Origin of the sequence: Paenibacillus sp. NPDC057886, assembly GCF_042796655.1 — a bacterium.
Classification (GTDB): domain Bacteria; phylum Bacillota; class Bacilli; order Paenibacillales; family Paenibacillaceae; genus Paenibacillus.
In genome coordinates this window covers 189,094-210,600 of sequence record NZ_JBHVMZ010000006.1, presented here as the reverse complement: position 1 = coordinate 210,600, position 21,507 = coordinate 189,094, and the positions used below count along the sequence as shown (strand labels likewise).

20 protein-coding genes are annotated in these 21,507 nt (G+C 48.1%); 5 read left to right on the top strand and 15 right to left on the bottom strand.

Annotated features, from left to right (window positions below; all coding sequences use genetic code 11):
• Positions 1-30: 30 nt before the first annotated feature.
• Positions 31-2,094: a vWA domain-containing protein gene (locus tag ACFVQB_RS21095; RefSeq protein WP_379443488.1), complete on the top strand. Its 2,064-nt coding sequence runs from the start codon at positions 31-33 to the stop codon at positions 2,092-2,094.
• A gap of 145 nt (positions 2,095-2,239) precedes the next feature.
• Here the strand turns inward: ACFVQB_RS21095 and ACFVQB_RS21090 are convergent, their stop codons facing one another.
• The 12 genes from ACFVQB_RS21090 to ACFVQB_RS21035 all read right to left on the bottom strand — a co-directional run bounded on the left by ACFVQB_RS21090 (position 2,240) and on the right by ACFVQB_RS21035 (position 14,745).
• A complete protein-coding gene (locus ACFVQB_RS21090; RefSeq protein WP_379443484.1) occupies positions 2,240-3,832 on the bottom strand; it encodes an FAD-dependent oxidoreductase in 1,593 nt (530 codons plus the stop codon).
• Entirely contained in the window at positions 3,822-4,775 is a 954-nt protein-coding gene (locus ACFVQB_RS21085; protein ID WP_379443481.1) for an ROK family protein, read from the bottom strand. The genes ACFVQB_RS21090 and ACFVQB_RS21085 overlap by 11 nt, the downstream gene beginning before the upstream one ends.
• 28 nt (positions 4,776-4,803) lie before the next feature.
• Positions 4,804-5,631 (bottom strand): MurR/RpiR family transcriptional regulator, encoded by an 828-nt coding sequence (locus tag ACFVQB_RS21080; RefSeq protein ID WP_379443477.1) that lies wholly within the window; start codon positions 5,629-5,631, stop codon positions 4,804-4,806.
• Complete coding sequence (locus ACFVQB_RS21075) at positions 5,618-6,325, bottom strand: N-acetylmannosamine-6-phosphate 2-epimerase (RefSeq protein WP_379444450.1); 708 nt, start codon at positions 6,323-6,325, stop codon at positions 5,618-5,620. Before ACFVQB_RS21075 ends, ACFVQB_RS21080 begins: the two co-directional genes overlap by 14 nt.
• Positions 6,326-6,342: 17 nt before the next feature.
• A complete protein-coding gene (locus ACFVQB_RS21070; RefSeq protein ID WP_379443473.1) occupies positions 6,343-7,896 on the bottom strand; it encodes a DUF4127 family protein in 1,554 nt (517 codons plus the stop codon).
• 26 nt (positions 7,897-7,922) lie between these two features.
• Positions 7,923-8,741, bottom strand: a complete 819-nt coding sequence (locus ACFVQB_RS21065; RefSeq protein ID WP_379444447.1) for a carbohydrate ABC transporter permease — start codon at positions 8,739-8,741, stop codon at positions 7,923-7,925.
• 26 nt (positions 8,742-8,767) lie between these two features.
• Entirely contained in the window at positions 8,768-9,649 is an 882-nt protein-coding gene (locus tag ACFVQB_RS21060) for a carbohydrate ABC transporter permease (protein ID WP_379443470.1), read from the bottom strand.
• Positions 9,650-9,717: 68 nt separating this feature from the next.
• Positions 9,718-11,031, bottom strand: coding sequence for an ABC transporter substrate-binding protein (locus ACFVQB_RS21055; RefSeq protein ID WP_379443468.1), 1,314 nt, complete (start codon positions 11,029-11,031; stop codon positions 9,718-9,720).
• Positions 11,032-11,287: 256 nt separating this feature from the next.
• Complete coding sequence (locus ACFVQB_RS21050; protein ID WP_379443465.1) at positions 11,288-12,277, bottom strand: serine/threonine protein kinase; 990 nt, start codon at positions 12,275-12,277, stop codon at positions 11,288-11,290.
• Positions 12,278-12,432: 155 nt separating this feature from the next.
• The gene (locus ACFVQB_RS21045) at positions 12,433-13,302 is read right to left on the bottom strand and encodes an alpha/beta fold hydrolase (RefSeq protein WP_379443463.1); all 870 of its coding nucleotides are present in this window, start codon (positions 13,300-13,302) and stop codon (positions 12,433-12,435) included.
• A gap of 195 nt (positions 13,303-13,497) precedes the next feature.
• The gene (gene rnhA, locus ACFVQB_RS21040; protein WP_379443459.1) at positions 13,498-14,160 is read right to left on the bottom strand and encodes a ribonuclease H; all 663 of its coding nucleotides are present in this window, start codon (positions 14,158-14,160) and stop codon (positions 13,498-13,500) included.
• A gap of 87 nt (positions 14,161-14,247) precedes the next feature.
• A complete protein-coding gene (locus ACFVQB_RS21035; protein WP_379443454.1) occupies positions 14,248-14,745 on the bottom strand; it encodes a HEAT repeat domain-containing protein in 498 nt (165 codons plus the stop codon).
• 223 nt (positions 14,746-14,968) lie between these two features.
• Between ACFVQB_RS21035 and ACFVQB_RS21030 the strand changes: the two genes are divergently transcribed.
• Positions 14,969-15,535, top strand: coding sequence for a DUF421 domain-containing protein (locus ACFVQB_RS21030; protein ID WP_379443450.1), 567 nt, complete (start codon positions 14,969-14,971; stop codon positions 15,533-15,535).
• 71 nt (positions 15,536-15,606) lie between these two features.
• Here ACFVQB_RS21030 and ssuD read toward each other — a convergent pair whose 3' ends face one another.
• Positions 15,607-16,767, bottom strand: coding sequence for an FMNH2-dependent alkanesulfonate monooxygenase (ssuD, locus tag ACFVQB_RS21025; protein ID WP_379443446.1), 1,161 nt, complete (start codon positions 16,765-16,767; stop codon positions 15,607-15,609).
• Between the two features lie 239 nt (positions 16,768-17,006).
• Here ssuD and ACFVQB_RS21020 point away from each other — a divergent pair, with 239 nt between their 5' ends.
• Positions 17,007-17,612, top strand: a complete 606-nt coding sequence (locus ACFVQB_RS21020) for a TetR/AcrR family transcriptional regulator (protein ID WP_379443443.1) — start codon at positions 17,007-17,009, stop codon at positions 17,610-17,612.
• 216 nt (positions 17,613-17,828) lie between these two features.
• On the opposite strand, the gene ACFVQB_RS21015 is transcribed toward ACFVQB_RS21020, so the two are convergent.
• Positions 17,829-18,596 carry an ABC transporter ATP-binding protein gene (locus ACFVQB_RS21015; protein ID WP_379443439.1) on the bottom strand — a complete coding sequence of 256 codons (768 nt, stop codon included), beginning with the start codon at positions 18,594-18,596 and terminating at the stop codon, positions 17,829-17,831.
• Between the two features lie 3 nt (positions 18,597-18,599).
• The gene (locus tag ACFVQB_RS21010; protein ID WP_379443435.1) at positions 18,600-19,709 is read right to left on the bottom strand and encodes a FecCD family ABC transporter permease; all 1,110 of its coding nucleotides are present in this window, start codon (positions 19,707-19,709) and stop codon (positions 18,600-18,602) included.
• Between the two features lie 134 nt (positions 19,710-19,843).
• Between ACFVQB_RS21010 and ACFVQB_RS21005 the strand changes: the two genes are divergently transcribed.
• Together ACFVQB_RS21005 and ACFVQB_RS21000 are read left to right on the top strand one after the other, a co-directional pair.
• Entirely contained in the window at positions 19,844-20,908 is a 1,065-nt protein-coding gene (locus ACFVQB_RS21005) for an ABC transporter substrate-binding protein (RefSeq protein ID WP_379443431.1), read from the top strand.
• Between the two features lie 95 nt (positions 20,909-21,003).
• Entirely contained in the window at positions 21,004-21,474 is a 471-nt protein-coding gene (locus ACFVQB_RS21000; RefSeq protein ID WP_379443429.1) for a MarR family winged helix-turn-helix transcriptional regulator, read from the top strand.
• The last annotated feature ends 33 nt before the right edge of the window (positions 21,475-21,507 follow it).

The following is a 21,507-nucleotide window of genomic DNA, read 5'->3' as shown; positions in this document are numbered from 1 at the left end:
TCAAACCAGAAAGGAGATTCGAAGCCTCACATGATATTAATTAAATGCAAAAAGATACTGTTCTCCCTATTAGTGATTAGCGTTTTAATTCCAGCATGGGACATTGGGAGCGCGTACGCTGAATCGTCTGTCAAGACCCACGCGTATGAAGGGCTTGATGCCATGTTTGTCCTGGATGTTAGCTACTCCATGAATGAGACCGACAAAGATCGCATAGCCGAAGAAGTTATACATATGTTTATGGATATGAGTAGTGGACCTAAGACCCGATTGGGATTCGTAGCTTATAATGATCAAATCACTTCATCCGTACCTCTAATGGATATATCATCCTCTGGGGCACGAAATAACCTTCGTAGTCGTGTTGATGGCTTAAAACGCTCAGGTTATACAGATCTTGGACTTGGCTTGCGCCGAGGTGCGAGCTTGCTTGAACAGTCCCAGACGGACAAACGAAAGCCATTTATGATTTTGCTCTCTGACGGGGAAACAGATTTGCGTGGTTCGTCGAGCAGAACACCAGCTGATTCTTCCAAAGATGTGGACAAGGTTATTGAGATGGCTCAAAAAGCTGATTATCCAATCTATACCGTCGGACTAAACCGCGATGGTACGGTTAACCCCGCTGAATTGGAGCGGATAGCTCAGGAAACGGGTGGATCTTCCTTTATCACGGGAAGTGCAGACGACTTGCCTGAAATTTTCAACCGGATTTTTGCAGATCAGATTCAATCTGTTCTTGTATCTGTGGCGGCAGTAACAGCAACAGGGGCAATGCAGGAGGTAACTGTGGACATTCCCAATTCAAGCATGGCGGATGCCAACATTATCATGCTCTCTGATCATGCTGTCTCTGAAGCGCAGCTGTATTATCAGTCCAGCAATGTCAGCTTCATCCGATCTGATAAATATGCTCTAATGAAGATCATTCGTCCGGTCAAAGGACAGTTCAAGCTGAAATTCAAGGGGCGCAGCGGAGATTTAGTGAAGATCAACCTACTTGGAAACTATAACGTGTCTGCGGTTGCACATATGGCAACGGAACAACCCGTAAAGGGGAAAAGCATCACATTTGAAGCCTCTCTCTACGATCAGGCCGTGGACCCTAAACCCATTCAGGATTTGAATGTATACAAGGGGCTTGAAGCAGAACTCATTGTGACCCCGTCTGATGGAAAAACAGAGCGTATCCCTTTGACCAATACAGGCAGCGGATTTACGGGAAAATACACTTTTCCAAAATCGGATCTATACACATGGGGACTTCGGATTGATGGTCCTGACTTTTATCGGGAGATCACTCCCGTTGAAGTAGATATTACGAATCAGGCCCCCGTAGCAACAGGGGAGTCCATGGTGTTATCCAAAGACGATAGCAATACAGAGGTTGACCTAAGCAAATATTTTAAGGATACCAATAATGATCCATTAACGTATGCCCTCGCCGAAGGTGGGAGTGAGCGCAAACTCGGAGATGCTGTCATTGAAGGTAATATCCTGCGTTGGTCTTCGCTCCACACCGGTAGTTCATCCATTACGGTGACCGCCACGGATTCTGAAGGCGCGAGTGTAACCGCAGACATTCAGTTGCAAATTCATTCTTTACGTGAAAAGATACTTCTATATACGGGACTCGGTCTCCTCGCAGTCGGGGGAATCTCCGCCCTTTATTGGTTTGTACTGAAACCAAAACCTGTATTCCGTGGAAGACTGGAAGGATACTTCTTGGCCACTGCAAACGGAGAAGATATTCCCGTGACGAATTGGCCACTGACTTCATTGGAGCGACGAAAAGTAAGTCTCAGTGAACTATTTGATCGTATGGACATTGGGGTTAAGGTACCGGAGTCAGGACGAATCTGGCTGGAGGCTGGTAAAAAGGAAACGTTATTGATACGGCATGACACGAACTGCACAGTCGTTCGGGGACGAACACCAGTGAAACCCAGACATACAGAAGCTCTGGAGTATAATGAAAAGTTGTATATTACGTTTGAAGATGGTGTCACGGAGATTGAAATTCGATACAAAGCCATCAAACCAAGTACCAATATCTATGTAGGACAAAAGAAAGATCCACAGCAGGCCATGTGATAAATATCCCAGTATTGATGAGAATTATCATCCGCAATGGCACTATTATATAAACAGTTGAACAAAAAGACTTAATCGACTTACAGAAGATGATTCCTGTTCAGAACTCAGAACAGGAATCATCTTTTTTTATCCCTAAGTCTGTCTAACACTCCCCTGCCAGCTCCGCATCTGTCCAATGAAGCTGAACACCCTGCCGAATCAGCTGTGCCTGATAGGCGTGAAGATGCTCCGCCGAAGCCCTCACCTCTGAGGGTTCAACTTGCTGTGCAATGGCATAAGCTGCAAGGGTACCGGCAGCCTCGCCAATATTCCATTCGGTGGGATGCAGGCGGTAACAACCGTTCGCGATCTGGGTCATGGAGATATTCTTGCAAGCCGGGAGCAAGTTCTTAACCCGCACCGGGATGAGTGCACCCAGTGGAATCTCATAGGGATGGTTCGGAATATAAAAGGTCCGCTGGCTCACGGTTGTCGGATGGAGATCCAGATGATAACTGCCGACACCCACACTATCCTCGTAACGTTTGGCTCCCTCTGCTCCGCGCAATTCCTTGCTCACATCCTGCTCGGTAATGGTATATACGCCTCGGATTCGCCGTGATTCCCGAATATACGGTGCTTTCGCGAGACCGTCTTCCGTACCGAGCACATCTCCACGCAGCCTTACGCCCGGATAACCCTTTCCGCCATCCAGGCGGGGAGCTGCCGTCTGAAGCCAGTATACCAAGGAAAGAGTTAGTTGCCTCGCCGCTTCCAGATGCCGCTCGCGTTCCTCCGGCGATACGCCAATGATCGGCCCAGCGTAATAATCGTTCAGTGCCCAGTTGAGCAGCGTGACTTCACCATCATTCAGTGGCTCTGTCCATATAGCTGGGTCAACGATCCGCCGATAATCCCACAGGGAGGTTATGCCTTGATCATTAGGGAACATCGTGAACTCTTTCAGCTTGGAGGTATCATTGGCATCCGAAGCGTACCAGCTCAGGATCGGATACAGCGAGAACGAGGGAACATACTGACGCCAGTAATCATAATCCCTCGGACGGGGGATCGTGAAATCTCCACCCGGCACATAATCCACTGCCGCCACATGGGTAATCGACTGCATGTCTAGCGGGTCCGCTTCATCCAGGGCATGTGGCTCACCCGTATCCCGCCGAGATTCCGCACCACTTACATACTCTACTCCCGCGAGGGGAAGCAGATCACCGCATTCTGTAGCATCCAGATAATAGGCACCCTGGAGCTTAATTAATCCCCCATTTCGCTCTTCACGCACAGTCACGCCAGTCACCCGGTCACCTTCTGTATCTACCTGTACTGGCACGGTATGATAAAGCACCTCGATCCGACCGGTATTCACGTAAGGGGCCATCATTTCATGCAAAACGGCAAGCGCTACCTTTGGCTCATGCGCCAAACGGCTCACCCAGCCATTACCGGGGTTGAGAAAAGGGTCGCTCTTGGCGACATCCGTAAGCGGGTAATTCCGTCTGTAGTAATCTCTGACCCTGCTGCGGAACTCACGGTACAATGCTGTACTGCCAGATTGTTCAATCCAGCGGTGCTCATCCGGCGGTACTGCCTGTGAGGTCAATTGACCGCCAAGCCAGTCCGTCTCTTCCGTCAAAAGTACCCGTAGCCCTGCCTTGGCTGCAGCCAGCGCAGCCGTAGTCCCGCCAAGACCACCGCCAATAATGACGATATCACTGTGTTTCTCCTGTTCAATTCCCATGCTTTGTCTCCTCCCTGTCACTGCCTTCAGACCAGCCAATGCCGTCCTCACGCAGGCGTTCCAAGGCCAGCTGCGCCGCCCCGAAACAGCCTGCCCAGTTACCGAGTTCAGCCACTGAAACCCGGTCTGCCAACCCGACACTGGATAACCTAGCGGTAAGCATCGGCCACCACATAGCCTGGTCTTGGGTCACACCGCCACCAAGAATAATCAATTCCGGATCTATCGAGGCAGATATATTCGCAATAACCAAGGCCAAATCAGTTATGTAACGCTCTAGAATGTACAACGCTATTGCTTCTCCCTGGCTTGCAGCGGCCATAATCTCTCGGCCGTGAGTATACGTGTTGCCCTTCTGTTCCCGCGCCAGCCGCATCAGTGCACTACCGGAAATGTATTGCTCCACGCAGCCGCGTTTGCCACAATTGCAAGGTAGACCGTCAGGCACCATCACACTATGCCCCCAGTCCCCACCGCGCCAGTCTACTCCCCGTAACATCCTGCCAAATGCCATATTGGCCCCACCAACCCCAGTTCCGAGTGTCAGCATAACCAGGTTCTGCTTACCGCGGCCGATACCAAGCCACGCCTCGCCGAGCAGTGCAGCATTGGCGTCGTTATCGGCAGTTGAAGGCAGGCCAAATTCCGCAGTTGCCCACTGTGTCAGTGGCATTCCCTGCCAGCCAGGTAAATTGTTCGTTGCGTGGATCACTTCACCCGTTCCCACATTCACCCTTCCTGCCGAGGCAATGCCCAGTGCCTTAACGTCTACACATCTAGACAACAGTTCACTTACTAACCCGCGCAGCTGGCCAAGTATAGCCTTCCGGCCCAACCGTGCCTCGGTTGTACATGTAGCCTCCACCAGAACGACTCCTGCTTCATTGACCACAAGCCCTTTAATGCCTGTGCCTCCTACATCCACACCAATGACCTGCGGCATTCGCTTTCCCCCTATTCACACAAACCCTTCAATAAATACGGTCGATAACCGCCCTGGCCGTTAATTCCTTCATCTTCTTAGTCTCTTCGCCATGCTCGCGCTCCAGTCCCTGACAGAGCAAGTCGATAAAAAACAGCTGAGAGATTTTAGCTCCTACAGAACCGCCTTCAAGGGGAGACTCCTTCCCCGCGGTCAAGAGCAAGATATCTGCGATAGAAGCAATGGGGGATTTGGCATAGTTCGTCATGGCAATCACCTTAGCCCCGTTTTGTTTGGCTTTCATCAGCATATCGTTGGTATCCAGCGTACTGCCGGACACGCTGATGCCAAAAGCCACATCACCTTCTCCCATCGTTACCGCCATCATGGACTGGATATGGCTGTCGGAATTCGCTTCCGCACGCCGCCCGATACGCAAAAATCGGTTCTTGGCATCCATAGCGGTAATGCCTGATGAGCCCACGCCGAAGAATTGCACATGTCGTGCGCTGTCAAGACACTTCACCGCCTGCTCCAACTGGCTGCGATCCAGCATACCCAAGCTGGATTGCAGTACCCCCACCATCGAGGCATATAAATGGTCGGCGTAATCGTCCTCTCCCTGCTCGCCGTCTGGCTGGTTCTGCCGTTTCGGCAGCCCTTGGGCCAGCATCAACTTGAAATCCTGATAGCCTTTAAACCCGATTTTACGGCAGAATCTCATCACCGTAGTCTCTCCGGTACCAGCAAAATCAGCCAGCTCAGTCACAGAAAAATAGATGATATTATCCGGATTGTCCCGTACGCACCTGGCCACCTTCTGCTCCGACTTGGTCATGGAAGGATAATACGTATTAATTCGGTCATTCATCTCCATTACTCTTCATCCTCGCTTTTCTGGTCACTGCTGCGAACTGTCGGGTAATTAGCTGTGGCCGAGTTATTGCGGAGCCCACCACAACAGCGTATGCCCCCAGATCAATCGCCTCTTCCACCTGAGAAGGTTTACTAATCCTCCCTTCGGAAATAACCGGAATCTTCAACCGCTTTGCGGACATTTCCAGCAGCTCCAAATTCGGCCCTTCCTGCTGTCGGGAATACGGTGTATAACCCGATAGGGTAGTCGAAACACAGCTGACTCCAAGTGACTCAGCATATAAAGCTTCCTCCAGAATGGAGATGTCTGCCATGGAAACCACCCCATTTGCGTTCAGATAGGCGGTGATTTGCTCCAATGTATGATTTTCCGGCCTGCTCTGGCGGGTCGCATCAAATGCAATGATATCCGCTCCGGCCACCAGCAGTTCGTCAATTTCTCTGAGGGTTGGGGTAATATATACAGCAGAATCCGGGTAATTGCGCTTCACGATGCCTATAACAGGCAATGAGACTGTCTGCTTGATCGCACGCACATCTGCCGCCCCATTCGCCCGGATACCAGCGGCCCCTCCTTCCTCCGCAGCCGCCGCCATGCGGGCCATCATCGCCGCACCATGCAGCGGCTCGTCAGCCAGCGCCTGGCAAGAAACAATCAGCCCCAAATGCAGTTTCTCCAGCACTACCTTTGTCAGGGTTCTCACCCTCTCTCTTATATTCTGCTTTCCTTACCAGGGTTGGAGGGTACAAATCGTACAGACAAGCCCACTTCAAACATTCGGTTCCATGGCATGTAACAGTCAGTAATTTGGATACTGCCCGCTGCATTATCGATCCGCACAGCAAGCTCTTGACGCAACCTTTCCTCTACTCGGGCGGCAACAAGGCCGCGAGACCCATCCAGCAAGTATTTGCCATAGCCCATCTCCTGCACCGGGCCATTGCTAAGTTCTCCCCGAACGACTGAACAATAGCAGACATCCTCAGCATACCGAAGGGCCAGGAAATCAAGATGCGACGGTGTGCGACCATAGAGCAGATAGATCATGGCCTGCGAAATGACGGTTCCCAGCGAGTTGGAGCTGGTATTCCAGGCCGCGTATCCAGCCAGATCAAATAACATGTCTTTTTGCCGCAGCATCTTGACCAGCTTCTGATCCCCACCATTGGCATATCCCACATCCGCTACAGCCACCGGCTTCTTCTTGCTCCTGAGCAGGAAGTACCCATATTCCACCAGTTCCATCAGATTTCGGTATACATCATAGCTGTAAAAAGAATGCTGCTGCGACACCGCTTCCGCCATCGTCTCTCCAGGTGTGCTAACCAACAGCACCAGATCTGCTTCAGTCTCACTGGATGCAATCAACCCACCGGCAGCCAAAATCTGATATTTCAGCGTCTCATAGAAAAATCGATCCTCGAATAGCGGGGTAACAAACGCCCCCTGAACAGATGATAATCGCGGGTACACCAGCGGCATCCGGCCGTGAGCCTTGTTCATCATTTTGGTGAGCAGTACGCAACCAACTTCGTCTGCACCAGGATACATGTAGACTTTAAGTTCCAGATCAAGGGCGGTAATACGGGCTCGCACTTTCTCCTGATCCTTGGCGGTATGTCCATAAGGCGCCGAATCATCCTGCGGCACAATCATGAACTCAATAATCCCTTCTTTCACCAGGGCCAGCACTTGCTTGTTCGCTTCAATATTTATCGCCCTGCGTCCAAGGTAATCTTCCAGCACTTCAGTTGGTAGACGGTTATCGATATCGGCCAGCTCGCGGATCTCCTCATCAGTAGCAATCCCCAACTCCAGCCGATGGCTGATGAAACCTTTGCGAAAAATTTCTCTTCCCCAGTCGGCGTAATAATCCGGCTCCTCGTCTGACAGGGAATATTGCGGGCAGCGCATAATCAGTTGAAACGCATACAGGGTTAGCTGCGGGTACCGCTGCTTGATCCCCCGAAGCCGCTCCAGACGGACCATCAATTCATCCGGCTTCAAGTGATGTAGCCGGGAAGGAATAATCCCGCCGTAGAGCAACGTATCCAAGGCAACGACTGCTCCATCTGCCCCTGTACAGCTCTCCTCAAACCAGGTCCATAACTGTTCCACATCGCCCGGACGTTTTTTCAGGCCCATGATTTCAAGTGGGGGACGCTCCACTGTGAATTCCGTTCCCTGTGCCAACAAATAAGGGAATTCATAATTGCAAGGCCGTTCATCTAGCGGGACAAATGTTAGCTTATACTGCTTGGGCATGAATGCCATCACCCTTTCTGTGTTTTTTATCCTTTAATCGCTCCGGCGATGCCTTCCATATAGTATTTTTGGGTGAAAAGAAACACGATGATAATCGGCAGCACCGAGATCATTGTTCCAGCGGCAATCCAGCCGAAGTTATACGAGAACTGACCGTTCAGATACGTCAGGGCCGCGGCCAGTGGATATTTCTGCGGATCATCCAGCACCACAATCGGCCACAGGAAATTGTTCCAGAATGCCATGACCTCAAGCAAGCCAATAACAGCAACACCTGGTTTCACCAATGGCATGACAAGCTGCACGAAGACACGGAACTCGGAGGCTCCATCCATTTTGCCAGAATCCCGAATATCCGTCGGTATGCCCAGAAACGTTTGCCGCATCAGAAAGATGTTAAATACCGACACCGCGGCCGGAAGCACAACACCAAGAAACGTATTGCCCAAATGAAATGCCTGAATGGTTAAATAATGCACAATCATCGCCGTTGCCGACGGTATAATCATGGTCGAGATCAACAGAGTGAACACCAGATTACGTCCCCTGAACCGAAAGGTTGCGAGTGGATACGCCGTGAGGCAGGACAAGAAAATGTTAAACACCACCCCCAGCAGCGTAATCGCCACCGTATTTATGATGTAGCGTGGAAAATCCATGAACTCCCACACCTGCACGTAGTTATCGAAAGCGATGAAGGTTGGGAGAATGGCTGGCGGATTCGCGAACACATTACGTCCAGGCATCAGCGATACGCTGAGCAGCCACAGAAAAGGACCCATCATAAACAGGGCGAGCAAAATCAACAGTACATAAATGATCAAATGGCGAAGGCCTTTTTTCATTTTTTTAGACGAAAGCGTACGCCGAATCAATAGGTATTCACCCCGCCTCTCCGGTTCAGCCGGAACACCAACACACTGAGAGCTGCTACCATCACACTGACGATCAGCCCAAGCGCTGAGGCATAACCAAAATTGAATTGCTCCAGCCCTTTTTGAAAAATATATACACTTGAGGTCAGCGTGGACGTTCCCGGCCCGCCCTTGGTCAGAATATAGACCTCATCGAATACACGAACGGCACCCATCACCGAAATTACGGTGCAAAAGAGAATATGCGGCCGCAGCAGCGGAAGCGTCACATGAACAATCAGTCTCAGTGGTCCTGCTCCATCCACTCTGGCGGCTTCGTACAGATCTGCCGGAATCCCCTGAAGTCCAGCCAGATAGAGCATCATGTAATAGCCGAGACCCTTCCACATGGTGATGAACATCAGCACATACAGCGCCGTACTGCTCGTGGAAAGCCAGGAGACCTGCTCACTGAGAATGCCAACCTTCAGCAGCAGGTAATTGACCACGCCGTTATTGCCCAACAGCCAGCTCCAGATCAGCGCCACCGCGACCATGGAAGTTACAACCGGTATGTAGTAGGCAGCCCTGAACATTTTGACACCCGGAATCCGGCTGTTGACCAGAATGGCCATGAGGATCGAGATGATTTGAATCACCGGCACAACCAGCACATACACCAGCGAATTCCACAGCGAAATCAGGAAATTGTGATCTTGAAAGGCCCGGGTGAAGTTATCCAGACCAACGAAATGTGTCTCTGTAATGACAGAATAATCCGTTAATGAGAGGGGTATCCCGTAAATAATCGGCCAAAAGGTAAAAACCGCCAGAAACAACAATCCCGGTGCCATAAACGCCCATGCAGCAAAAGATTCGGATCGAATCGCCTTGTACACGGCTACGCCTCCCTCTCTTCTAGGATCGAGGGGGAGTACTCCCCCTCATCAGACTGTATCGCACAAGTTCAGGAATCCTGGTTAAGAATCTGGTTGACTTCCTTCTCTACTGCGTTCAATGTTTCTTTAATATCTGCTCCGTTCATCAAAATTTCCTGCAAGCCCCGTGCCAATGCGGAGTTGATATCTCCTGCATTCGGTACGCCGACCATATAATCAGTAGCTTTATCAAGACTTTGGGAGGAAGCTACCTTGGCTTCGGCTTCTAGCGATCCGTCGGATTGTGTAAAAAATGGATCTTCAATGGAGGCTTTGCTTGACGGAAGTGTGTTGGCTACCTTGGAGAAGGCAGTCTGATTCTCTGCATTGGTAATAAAGGCGGCAAATTCCACCGCTTGCTCAGGGTTTTTGGATTTCTGTGGCACAACGAGATCCATGGAATTGGAGAGCCGCAGGTTCGCTTTGCCCGTTGGGAGCGTTACCGCAGTTGTATTCTTGTAAACATCCGGTGCAGACTTCTTGATGAAGTTGATAAAGGTTGGACCCGACAATTGGAAAGCGACCTGCTCTCCGGAAAAATACTGGATCTGCTTGCTGAATTCCGCATCCTCCTTCAGCACCACACCTTCGGCCATCAGATCACGCATTTGAGCGATCATTGCCTCTGCTTCCGGCGTATTGAAAGCCGCGGCCGTTTTGTCCTCATTTAGAATCGGGATGCCGTCGATTGGAAACAGCTTGGAAACTAGCTGCTGCGCATAACCGGCCACCCCAGTCTTTTCATGGACCTGACGGGCCCACTCCACCAGCTCCTCTCGCGTCTGCGGCGGATTTGCCGGATCAAGGCCTGCCTCCTTCACCAGCTTGGTATTCATGAACAGCACTTCGGTACCTGTGTACCAAGGAAGCGCGTAAGCTTTGCCATCCAAAACAGTAGAATTATAAATGCCTTCAAAGTAACTCTTTGCTTCCTCATCTGTCAGGTATTCATTCAGATTCAGCAGCGCTCCCTTACTTCCCAATTGACTGGCGAATTCGGTATTGAGATTCACAACATCAGGGCTTTTGCCACTGGCCGTGCTGGTCAATAAACGCTGTGAAATCGCATCATAAGGGTAGTCCTTCCACTCGACCTTCACGCCAGGATGACTGCTCTCATACTTGGCAATTAAATCATTAAAATAATCGTTGAAGGTGGGTTGCAGAGCAATCGTCCAGAACTCCAGTGTCACCGGCTTTCCAGCTTCCGTACCCGTCTCCCCAGTGCTTCCCGGACTCGGTGTACCAGCCGTATTGTCATTTCCTCCGCAGGCGGCAAGCAGCATAGACATCATAACGACTAGCAGCAAAGATACTGTGAAGCCCTTTCTGTTGGTGGTCACACAACATTCCCCCTCAGTTTGGTGTAAGACGGGAGCCGGCGCTTACGTCAGATTTTCTGGCTAATCACTCCATCTTTCCAATGGAGTATATGCAGACCCTGGAGTTAGAATGAAGTATTCTTCCATAAATAAATTAAAAAAAGAAATAATTTTTCTTTTAGGCTTAAAAACAAAAAAAACAAGCCAGTTCGATCCGTGAAAGGACCAAACTGGCTTGTTTGTTACACTTGACTATATGTATAAGAGAAGGCTGCAATCAAGCCGTCTCATGCTGTTTCTTCGGCTCTGCTTCGTAGACTTGGGTATGTTCATTTTCAGCCAAAGCCCATTCTACCGTGCCAGGCTTGCGTATTTTCCACATCCATGCCTGTACTTGAAGTGATCTCTTAACCCAAGCGAGGGACGCACAGCGTTGCTCGGAACGAACAGACAATCCCCAGTGAATAACGCGTGCGAGCCATCGGTTCACATACTCATTATGAGAACGCACAGACGGTAATTCATCGCGGAACAATCGTTGCTTAACGTCCATAGGGGGCTGCCCGCATGTCCAATAATGAAGCAACGCTGCCAGGCTATATATGTCTGACATCGGTCCCTGAGTGGATTTCTCGGAGTAGAACTCCAGCGGTGAGTACCCTGCCGATGTAAAGATCGCCTGTTTTTCCCCGGACTGTACGGGCCAGCGAGCTGCCGAACCGAAGTCCAGTAGTTTGGGTGTACCATCTTCCATCACCATAATATTGGATGGCTTCACATCGCGATGAAGAATTCCTTGCTTATGAATATGGTCCAATGTATCTACCAACGGAAGCAACGTCTCCGTAATAAATGCCGCATCCAGCGCATGATTACGCTCAATCAGATATTCGGTTAAGGTTACCCCTGTGCAGTATTCCATAACAAGATACCCTGTGTCATTTTCTTCGAAATGATCCACATACGAAACAATATGAGGGTGATTTAACGTGGATAACAGCTCTCCTTCTACCAAAAATGCAGCAAGAAGCTCCTGATACTGACCACTGAACCCTCGTGAAGAACAGAACACTCCCCGTTTGTCGGTCTGACGTGCCGCCAGCCTCTGCGGGAAAAACTCCTTGATCGCTACCTTCGCACCTGTATTCCGATCTCTTCCTGCATATACAATAGCCAGCTCGCTGCTAGCCATGAGATGTCTTACCTGGTATGTATCATTTAAAATTACATTGCGTTGCAATGCCATTTTGCAATTGTCCTTTTTCATAACAGACCCTCTTTTCAACCTTGTCGATCGGAAGACTTGCCGCATGTTGCATCATTCAGTCCAACCAGACAGGCGTTTCATCGCCAACCATGTATATAAACCAAATGATGCAATTTGAATCACAATCATGCGGAAATATTGAATAATTTCTAAATTTAATAATTCTTCTGTAAGAATTGCTGAATTTCTCGGTTCATCTGCATCAACACGTCTTGAGACGGAAAATGACCTGTGTCGTATTTGATTGCTTTGACATTCGGAATAATCTTCTGAGCTCTTTCAATGACCTTATCTGCCGGGAAAAAGACATCTTTCTCTCCCACCAGCAGCAGTGTTGGCGATGTATAATTCACCAATTCCTCCTGCTCCGTAAGCTTGGGCATATCTTGCTCCAGACTGACGTATTTGAAGATTTTCCCGATTATATTTTTATCTATTTCTTTCATACAACTGCATGACATGATATCCGCGATCTTTTGCAAAGAAGTTGGAGAAGAAGTCATTTTGTACGTTACGAGTGGCAACACGATATCCTGAGCCATTTTAATTTTGGATCCCACGGCCAGTCCAGCGGGTGCTACCAGAACAGAACATGCAATTCGGTTTGGAATGTAGGTTGCCAGTCTTAGGATAATTCCGCCTCCAAAGGAAGGACCGATAAACGCACTTTTTTCGATCTTGTAGTGGTCCAGCAAATCAGAAATCCACAAAGCCAAACTATCAAACCTTGCCGAAATTCGTGTTTCTTCACTGTAGCCTGGATGACCGATCGTATCCGGCGCGATAATCCGGTATTCTTTGAATAGGGAAGAGAACCATGACAACGTCATCGGATTCACACAATTTCCGCCCTGGAGAATAAATAGCGGCTTACCGTCTTCTGGACCTGTTAATAAAACATGCGTTTGTCCAAAACGTGTCTCGACGTACTCTCGTGTAAAACCTTCGCCCAATTGCTCAACATACGCTTCGTATTCCTCAAGTATGCTGCTCTTGCCTTCTTCACTTCTATAAATGGAACTCATGTCTGCCTCCTGCAAAGTATACTCTTTCAACATTTTATGGATTTTGAGGTCCATAAATATAAAAGAGCCCGCTGATGACAGGCTCCTTCATATGTGTAACTTATCATAATGAACTGATTATAGAATGGAAACTGGAAATTGTAAACATCGTTTCTCATAGAAAATTAATAATACAGAATTTGTAGAGAAATAGGGCTATTTTCGGCCGTAGTCGGCCTTGATTTCGCCCCACTGCTTGGTCTGCCATTTTAGCACTTTATTGCTGTACGTATTCGTCCGGAGCCACTGCTCTGCACGGTCAATCATCAGCCAGATCTCTTCGGTGGAAGCATCCCTTGCGAGTGTGGTGGACACCGCTTTTTGCTTCAACCATTTCATCGCATTGACGGAGTCCGTATAAACCGTCTTGCTACTGCCCTCTTTTTTGAGATACGCCAAGGCATGTACGATTGCCAGAAATTCCCCGAGGTTGTTTGTACCTTTGGAGATTGGCCCAACGGAGAAAATAATCTCACCCGTGCGGGTATCCACGCCTTTATATTCCACCGGCCCTGGATTCCCACGCGTACCAACATCAACCGAGATACTGTCATAGTCAATTTCTGCAGAGGTCTCCATGCCCGCGCTTCTTCCGTTACTGCCAGACTTCGACTTCGAAGAAGCGCCTGAACCACTGGCGCCAGTACCCCAGTTTCCTTTCCATCCCGCACGATAGGCCTCTTCGGCAGCAGCTTTCGATTCATACGATTTATATTTTGCTCCGGTAAAATGATCTGTCTGTGCTTTGCATTCCGCCCATGTGCTGTATACGCCAGGCTGCTTTCCTGCCCAGACGACATAGTATTTCTGCTTTGTCAATATGACCCGCTCCTTCGTTTGCTGCATTCAATTCCTTATTGTAAACGATAGGGAGGTGAGATTGAAAGAAGCGTGTTCATCTAATTCCTACAGTTGATACCTCCATTTTTTCAACATGTCTAATGCCACTTCCAGAAGCTTGCTTTGGTTATGTGAGATTTGCATTTCAATAATTTGTTGACACCTAAGGTTTTGTAAATCCGATAACCTATCCATCATTTGCTCCAGCAACATAAATGACTGCGCGCTCACTTCCAGGCTGGAATCACCGATAAATGGAATAATGTTCTCTATATGTACTATGTAATTCAGGTTTTCAAGAGCATATAGCAATGTGCCTCTGCTTCCTGATGTCTTGGGGTCTGTGATGACTTCAATTAACGGTTCGACTGCTCGATCATCTCCAATGTCAGATAAAGCGATGGCAATTTTGTTGCGTAGTATTGTGTTGTCAGTAGATTTTAGGAGTTCAATCAAGAAAGCGAATTGAGTTGTATCCTTTTTTTCACCAATATATGCTATTTGTTTAATAACGCCTTCCATATCTCCTTGGGAAAGATGCTTTTGTATCATGTTTGTATACATTGTACGTTGTATCACTCCTCATTTTGTTAGAAGAAAGCTCTCCATAATAATATCGGTCATTTCCTTATTTTAGGATGTAGTATAATGGTCCTTATAATGTCGGGACTATTTTCGCTATTTTCCTTATCCGCATCCCTTGTCCTAAACCATTGTATATTTCAACCAGTTCAAGAACAGGCTAAGAAATACGAGACATGATTTGGTACAGAAAGGAATACAACCAATGGACTGGATATGGAAATCCATCTTGCTTGTACTCATTGGCATGATTCTGCTACGGATTGCTGGGCGTAAATCAATCTCGCAAATGAGTGTAGCCACGACGGTCATTATTATCTCGATTGGAACAACGATCGTGCAGCCAATTGCGAACCATGAGTTAGGTAAAGCGATCGGGTCAGCGGCGGTATTTATCCTCACACTCCTGATTGTTGAACAATTACAATTGAAGTTTAATTGGTTTGAAAAACTGATGAGCGGAAAATCGAAGGTTGTCGTGGAAGATGGGAAGTTGAATCTGCCTAATTTGAAACGCATGCGCTTTTCGGTGGACCAGTTGGAGATGCAACTGCGGGAAAAAGGGATTACAAGTATTGCCGATCTGGAAACGGCCACGGTGGAGCCCAACGGACAGCTCGGTTACGTTCTCAAACGGCACGCACGCCCAGTAACCATAGGCGATTTGGAAGCACTCCTGAAGCAAGGTACATGGCCTACGGAATCCAAGGATTTGTTCCAGGAGGTCATCCAGGATGGACACTCGCGTCCGATTGACTCCAAGATACAGTAAATGAAATAGACACCCGATTGCCGAATGCCTTCAGGTGTCTATTAGGTCTTCATTGGCAATCCGTTATGATATTAGGACTTGGCGGTAACTTCCGTTTTGACCATGTGGCCCGGAATGTTGTTATTGGCAATGATTTCACCATATGGACCGACAAAGGAATGATCTCCGCTTTCTCCATGTTGCGAGTACTTAAGCTTTGGAAACAGCAGCTCCGCCGTACGATAAGCTTCTTCCAGATGCGGATAACCGGATAAAATGAAGGTCTCAATCCCCAGTTCTTCATATTCTCTGATTCTGGCTGCGACCTGATCGGGATCACCGACAAGTGCGGTTCCGGCACCACCTCTGACCAAGCCGATGCCCGCCCACAGATTGGGGCTAATCTCTAGGTTGGAACGATCACCATTATGCAGCCTGGCCATTCTCTGCTGTCCCACGGAATCCATGCGGGCATAGATCTTCTGGGCAGCGGCTATCGTCTCCTCATCCAGGTGGGAGATCAGCTCATTTGCGGCCTTCCATGCTTCATCTGCTGTCGTACGCACAATAACATGCATACGTATGCCAAAACGAATGCTTCTTCCTTTTTTCGCAGCCAGCTCCCGCATTTGATGAATCTTGGCTTCCACCTGACCCGGAGGCTCACCCCACGTTAAATATACATCGACATGGTCCGCTGCCACTTCCATTGCGGCTTCCGAGGAACCTCCAAAATAGAGTGGGGGATGTGGCTTTTGGATGGTCGGATACAGGACGGAGCCACCCTTAACCTTCAGATATCTGCCTTCATAGTCAACCGCCTCTCCCTGCAATTCCTTGCGCCAAATGGTCAGAAATTCATCGGCTAACGCATAGCGTTCATCGTGATCCAGGAACAGCCCTTCTCCTTCAAGCTCAATGGGATCTCCACCAGCCACCACATTGATCAGCAGTCTTCCATTGGAGAAACGATCCAGGGTTGCGGCCATGCGTGCAGCTGTGGTCGGCATCATCAGACCTGGACGCGCAGCAACAAGAAACTTCAGCCTGTTCGTGGAAGAAATCAGCGATGAAGCAACAATCCAAGCATCTTCACACGACTTTCCCGTAGGTAACAAAACACCGGCATATCCGAGTTCATCCGCGGCTTGTGCAACCTGCTTGCAGTAATGATAACTGACCGCCCGGGCCCCTTCTTTTGTTCCAAGATATCTGCCATCCCCGTGCGTGGGAATAAACCAAAACAGTTCCATAAGTATGACCTCATTCCTTATTCTATATTTTATTTTTCCGATTGATTTGGTGTGTTTTATTTATTATGATAGCTATTATCTGTTGGATATCAACGATCAATTGGATAGAATTTGACGATTAAGCAACACAATCAATCGTTATGTTGTGCAATGCCTGCATAACTTACATTTCTTAACCATCTGAGGTTGCTTACTCCAAGACAAAGTTGATCAATCCGTTGTTATCGAGGTGATGAGAAGTGAATGACCCCCGTGGAGTGGATCGAAGAATTTTACGGACCCGTGTAATGATTTCCGAAGCTTTCCTGAAAATTCTCCCACAGAAATCCTTCACCGAAATTAGTGTCGTGGACATCGCCGAACAAGCGAATATCAATCGCTCTACCTTTTACGCCCACTTTCTGGACAAGGATGATTTATTGAACAGCATGGTGAATGAGAAGTTTCAACTGCTTGAACAGTTACTGGCGGAACGTAATGCCCATCTTGGGAGCCTACCTTCATTTAACGAGCCAGATCCCATTTTTGCAGTAATGTTTGAGCATATATTGGAGCATGATGAATTCTATCGGGTGATGGTACTGATCAATCCCGCCGGAAGTTTCAACATCCGGTTGAATGAAGTGATTAAAGACGCGTTTTTTCATCGGATTTCCCAATTAGGCATGGAGCAAAAAGTACAAGTGCCTCTGGATATTTTACTGGACCACATCAGCTTCTCCACAACTGGAATTATTCACAAATGGCTTGCTGACACTAAGGTATGCTCACCTCATCATATGGCTCTTCAACTAACCCGAATTGCCCTGTTAGGAACATATAAGGCGATGGGAGCATCGGTATAGAGTGAGTGGCCCATCCCCCAAAAAAGGTAATGCATGCATGGATACACGTGACCTATGATACTTGACGCTAGAACAAAAAGAACTGTATTTAAGCAAATATCCCGCTTAAATACAGTCCTTTTGCTACTTACTCCGTAATTGACTGTGCAACCGGAGTTATAGTGGAAGAGATAGAGAGAGAACATGTGTGAGTTTCAACTCAGACAGTTCCTTGTCTCACCGTGTACTCAAGTAGGCAATGCCCAAGCCGCCGGTAACCGGATTCTCGTAGATTTCACATTCCACGTCGAATACTTCTCCAATCATTTCACGGGTCAAGATATCGGCAGGTTTGCCATGAACCACAATCTGTCCCTGCTTCACGACATAGAGGTAATCGCAATACTCTGCGGCGAGTTCGAGATCATGGAGCGCAGCCAATATGCCGATGTCCAAACTCCGCACAATGTTGAGGATCTGGAGCTGATATTTAATATCCAGGTGATTGGTAGGCTCGTCCAATATCAGAAATTCGGGCTGCTGCGCCAGCACTCGGGCAAGAACCACACGTTGCTTCTCCCCACCGGACAGGGACACGTAATTGCGATCCGCATGTCCGGTCAGATGTACCTTTTCCAACGCCTGATCCACGATTTCATGATCCCGTTCATTATCCGTTTCCAGCAGCTTCTTGTGCGGGGTGCGACCCATCATAACCATTTCACGTACAGTAAAATCAAAGCTCAATTCGTTAAACTGACCCACAACGCCCATATGCCGGGACACGACCTTGGGACTGGATTTCAGAATGTCCGTATCATCGAGAAATACTTTGCCTTGCTGCGGTTTGATCACTTTATAGATACTCTTGAGCAGCGTTGATTTGCCACAACCGTTCGGGCCAATCAGGCCGACGAATTGCTTGCCATTTACCTGCAATGATATGTCACGGATAATATCCGTGTTCAGCACCGATATGGATACATTTTCTACATTCAGTTTCATGTTTTATTTTCCTCCAAAACCGTAGCCTTTTTTGACTAACATATACATAAACATCGGCGCACCAATCATCGCTGTAATGATCCCGATCGGCAATTCAACGCTGGAAATCAGTGATCTTGCAATAACATCCGTCCAGATCAGGAAGATGGCACCGAACAGAACGGATACAGGCATGACTTTACGATGGTCCGATCCAACCAGCCCTCTCACGATATGCGGAATAATTAACCCGACAAAACCGATCATGCCGCAGCTTGCTACCATTACGCCGGTCACGAGAGCCGTTAACAGCATATACAATCTGCGATATACACTGAGATTAATCCCAAGTGTAACCGCGGCTTCGTCACCCAGTAACATCGTATTAAGAACCCGGGACTGCAACAGGAAGAACAAAATAGCTACGAGCACAACGATGCTAATCAGCGGAAGTTTGTTCCATCCTGATGAGGCAAGACTGCCCATGGTCCAGAATGTTATCGTCTTGATGCCTTCGGAATTGTTGGCAAAATAAATGATAAAGTTCGAAAAGGCGCTGCACAGTGCATTAATGACCATCCCGGCAAGCACCAGCTTGACTGACGTCATTTTCCCCCGGATACCTGCCAGAGCAAGCACCAACAAAGACGCTCCCATCGCACCGGCAAAAGCCCAGAAAGCGACTCCGGTCTGACCCAGCCAGCCAATCGCACCGAATCCGATCAGAATGGCAAAAGTAGCCCCGAGCGAAGCTCCTGAGGAGATCCCCAGTATATACGGGTCTGCGAGCGGATTCTGCACGGCAGCCTGCATTACTGCACCACACAAAGCTAACCCGGCACCGATAAACATGGCCATCAGTACACGAGGAAAGCGGATCTGCCAGATGATATCCGTAAAGGACCCCGCCTCAATCGGCGTAGAGCCGAATTGAAATCCGGTTAATTTGTACAACAGAATACGATAAGACTCGGCGAGAGGAATGCTCACCTGTCCAATGGATACAGCAATCCCAACTGAAATAACCATGACGATGATTAAAGCGGCAATCAATACTGCAAAACCGGATTTGCTGTGAATCAGGGACTCCCTTTTTCCTATACGCTGCTTCTGAATCTGAGCCGTCTGTGCCATCTCTTCCCCCATCAATTCCACTTGAATTTGAATAATAAAAATTTAGCTATTTACAAAGCATTTTCTCGGATTATAATTGAGAATGATTATCTTTGTCAATTTAAAAAGCATAAAGAAAAGGGGCTCGTCGCTAGATGAAATTCAAATTCAGACCCATTTGGTTCGCTTCTTTAAGTCTCCTGTTGCTCTTGCTTGCAGCATGTTCCAATGCATCCTCTTCCACCACTACCACCCCCGTTGCGGAGGGAAGCAATTCATCCGAAATCGCAACACAAGTAGACAATACAAGCAAAACATCCTATCCACTCACGATTGAGAATTTTGCCATCTCAGGTGAAGGTGGCGAGTGGAAACCGAAATCACAAACATTCGAGAAAGCTCCCGAGCGTGTCGTGGCGAATACCCAATCTGCTGCAGAGATGCTGATCAAGCTTGGCCTGACCGATAAAATAGTTGGAGTCGCAGCATTGTATGGTGCGGTTACTCCTGATCTCGCTGATGATTTTGCAAAAATTCCTGTCTTGTCCAAAGATTATGTGGGCAAAGAACTCGTTGTAGGCGCAAGTCCTGATCTGGTGCTGGGACGTGGTGACCTCTTCGCAGACGCAGACTGGGGTGTAGGTACCGTGGATGGCTTGAATGACATGAACATCCGCACCTTCCTGCAAACGACGAATCATCAAGGGACAATGAACAGCCTCTATAATGATATTGCACAGTTGGGTCAAATCTTCGATGTACAGGACAACGCCGCAAAATTCACAGAAAGCCTGAAAGCTCGGGTTGAAGCCATCAAGTCAAGTGTGGCGGATCAATCTGAGCATCGTTTTGCCTATATCGTCCCTGCTACGGAAGACACGATTACTGTGAGCAGTATGCAGAATGATACGTATCAGTTGGATGCACTGAGCCTGTTGAAACTGAAAAATACGTTTGATGGCGTGCAAGGTGAAGTCAGTGTGGAACAGCTAATCACCACGAACCCCGACTACCTGCTCTTATCCGCCTATGCCGGTTCCCCGGATATCGACAAGCTGATTCAGAATCTGTATGCCAATCCTGCATTGCAAAGTATGAATGCCATCAAAAATAAACAAATTTACGTAACGGATTTCAGTCAGTTCTGGGGTTATGGATATCAAATTTTGGACGGCATTGAGAAGATGGAACAGGAAATGAAAGCAAATCCGATCAAGTAATTGCAGAGCATCTGCTTCCAAATTAAATAAAAAAATCGAAAGAGCAGGAGAAAAGATTTCTCGCTGCTCTTTTTGATCGGCGTTTAACTACCAATATGGATTCATGGCTTGACATTAGTTTGATAACAAACTATATTACTCGTATGAAAACGACAGACGCTATATCACTCATATCCAAAATTAAAGAGAAGGTCAATCGCTTCATTCTATTCGAAATGGCTGAGCAGGGAATTCAAGATCTGGCCACGTCCCATGGGGATATTATCTATGCCCTGTACAACAATTCCCGAATGACCATGGCCGAAATCGCCAAAAAAATTGGCAAGGATAAATCCACGGTAACAGCGCTTGTCGACAAATTGGTCCGAAATGATTATGTCACCAAAGAGCGTGATGCAACCGATTCACGGATTGTCCACGTGACATTGACTGCAAAAGGAGAACAACTTAAACCGGTATTTGAAGATATTTCGCAGCGCATGCTGGATGCGTTTTATGCGGATGTTACTGAAGCGGAGAAAAAGGAACTGCTTCGAATTTTGATGAAAATTCACGGCAACTTCTAATTTTTTTAGATTAATAGTTTGATATAAAACTAA

Bases quoted from the DNA above. Each gene is read 5' to 3' on its own strand.
- ACFVQB_RS21010 (WP_379443435.1), bottom strand. From the start codon at position 19,709: ATGGCACAGACGGCTCAGATTCAGAAGCAGCGTATAGGAAAAAGGGAG.
- ACFVQB_RS21085 (WP_379443481.1), bottom strand. From the start codon at position 4,775: ATGCCGCAGGTCATTGGTGTGGATGTAGGAGGCACAGGCATTAAAGGG.
- ACFVQB_RS21035 (WP_379443454.1), bottom strand. From the start codon at position 14,745: ATGTATACAAACATGATACAAAAGCATCTTTCCCAAGGAGATATGGAA.
- ACFVQB_RS21065 (WP_379444447.1), bottom strand. From the start codon at position 8,741: ATGAAAAAAGGCCTTCGCCATTTGATCATTTATGTACTGTTGATTTTG.
- ACFVQB_RS21090 (WP_379443484.1), bottom strand. From the start codon at position 3,832: ATGGGAATTGAACAGGAGAAACACAGTGATATCGTCATTATTGGCGGT.
- ACFVQB_RS21070 (WP_379443473.1), bottom strand. From the start codon at position 7,896: ATGCCCAAGCAGTATAAGCTAACATTTGTCCCGCTAGATGAACGGCCT.
- ACFVQB_RS21050 (WP_379443465.1), bottom strand. From the start codon at position 12,277: ATGAAAAAGGACAATTGCAAAATGGCATTGCAACGCAATGTAATTTTA.
- ACFVQB_RS21080 (WP_379443477.1), bottom strand. From the start codon at position 5,631: ATGGAGATGAATGACCGAATTAATACGTATTATCCTTCCATGACCAAG.
- ACFVQB_RS21095 (WP_379443488.1), top strand. From the start codon at position 31: ATGATATTAATTAAATGCAAAAAGATACTGTTCTCCCTATTAGTGATT.
- ACFVQB_RS21000 (WP_379443429.1), top strand. From the start codon at position 21,004: ATGGATTCATGGCTTGACATTAGTTTGATAACAAACTATATTACTCGT.
- ACFVQB_RS21005 (WP_379443431.1), top strand. From the start codon at position 19,844: ATGAAATTCAAATTCAGACCCATTTGGTTCGCTTCTTTAAGTCTCCTG.
- ACFVQB_RS21030 (WP_379443450.1), top strand. From the start codon at position 14,969: ATGGACTGGATATGGAAATCCATCTTGCTTGTACTCATTGGCATGATT.
- ACFVQB_RS21045 (WP_379443463.1), bottom strand. From the start codon at position 13,302: ATGAGTTCCATTTATAGAAGTGAAGAAGGCAAGAGCAGCATACTTGAG.
- ACFVQB_RS21015 (WP_379443439.1), bottom strand. From the start codon at position 18,596: ATGAAACTGAATGTAGAAAATGTATCCATATCGGTGCTGAACACGGAT.
- ssuD (WP_379443446.1), bottom strand. From the start codon at position 16,767: ATGGAACTGTTTTGGTTTATTCCCACGCACGGGGATGGCAGATATCTT.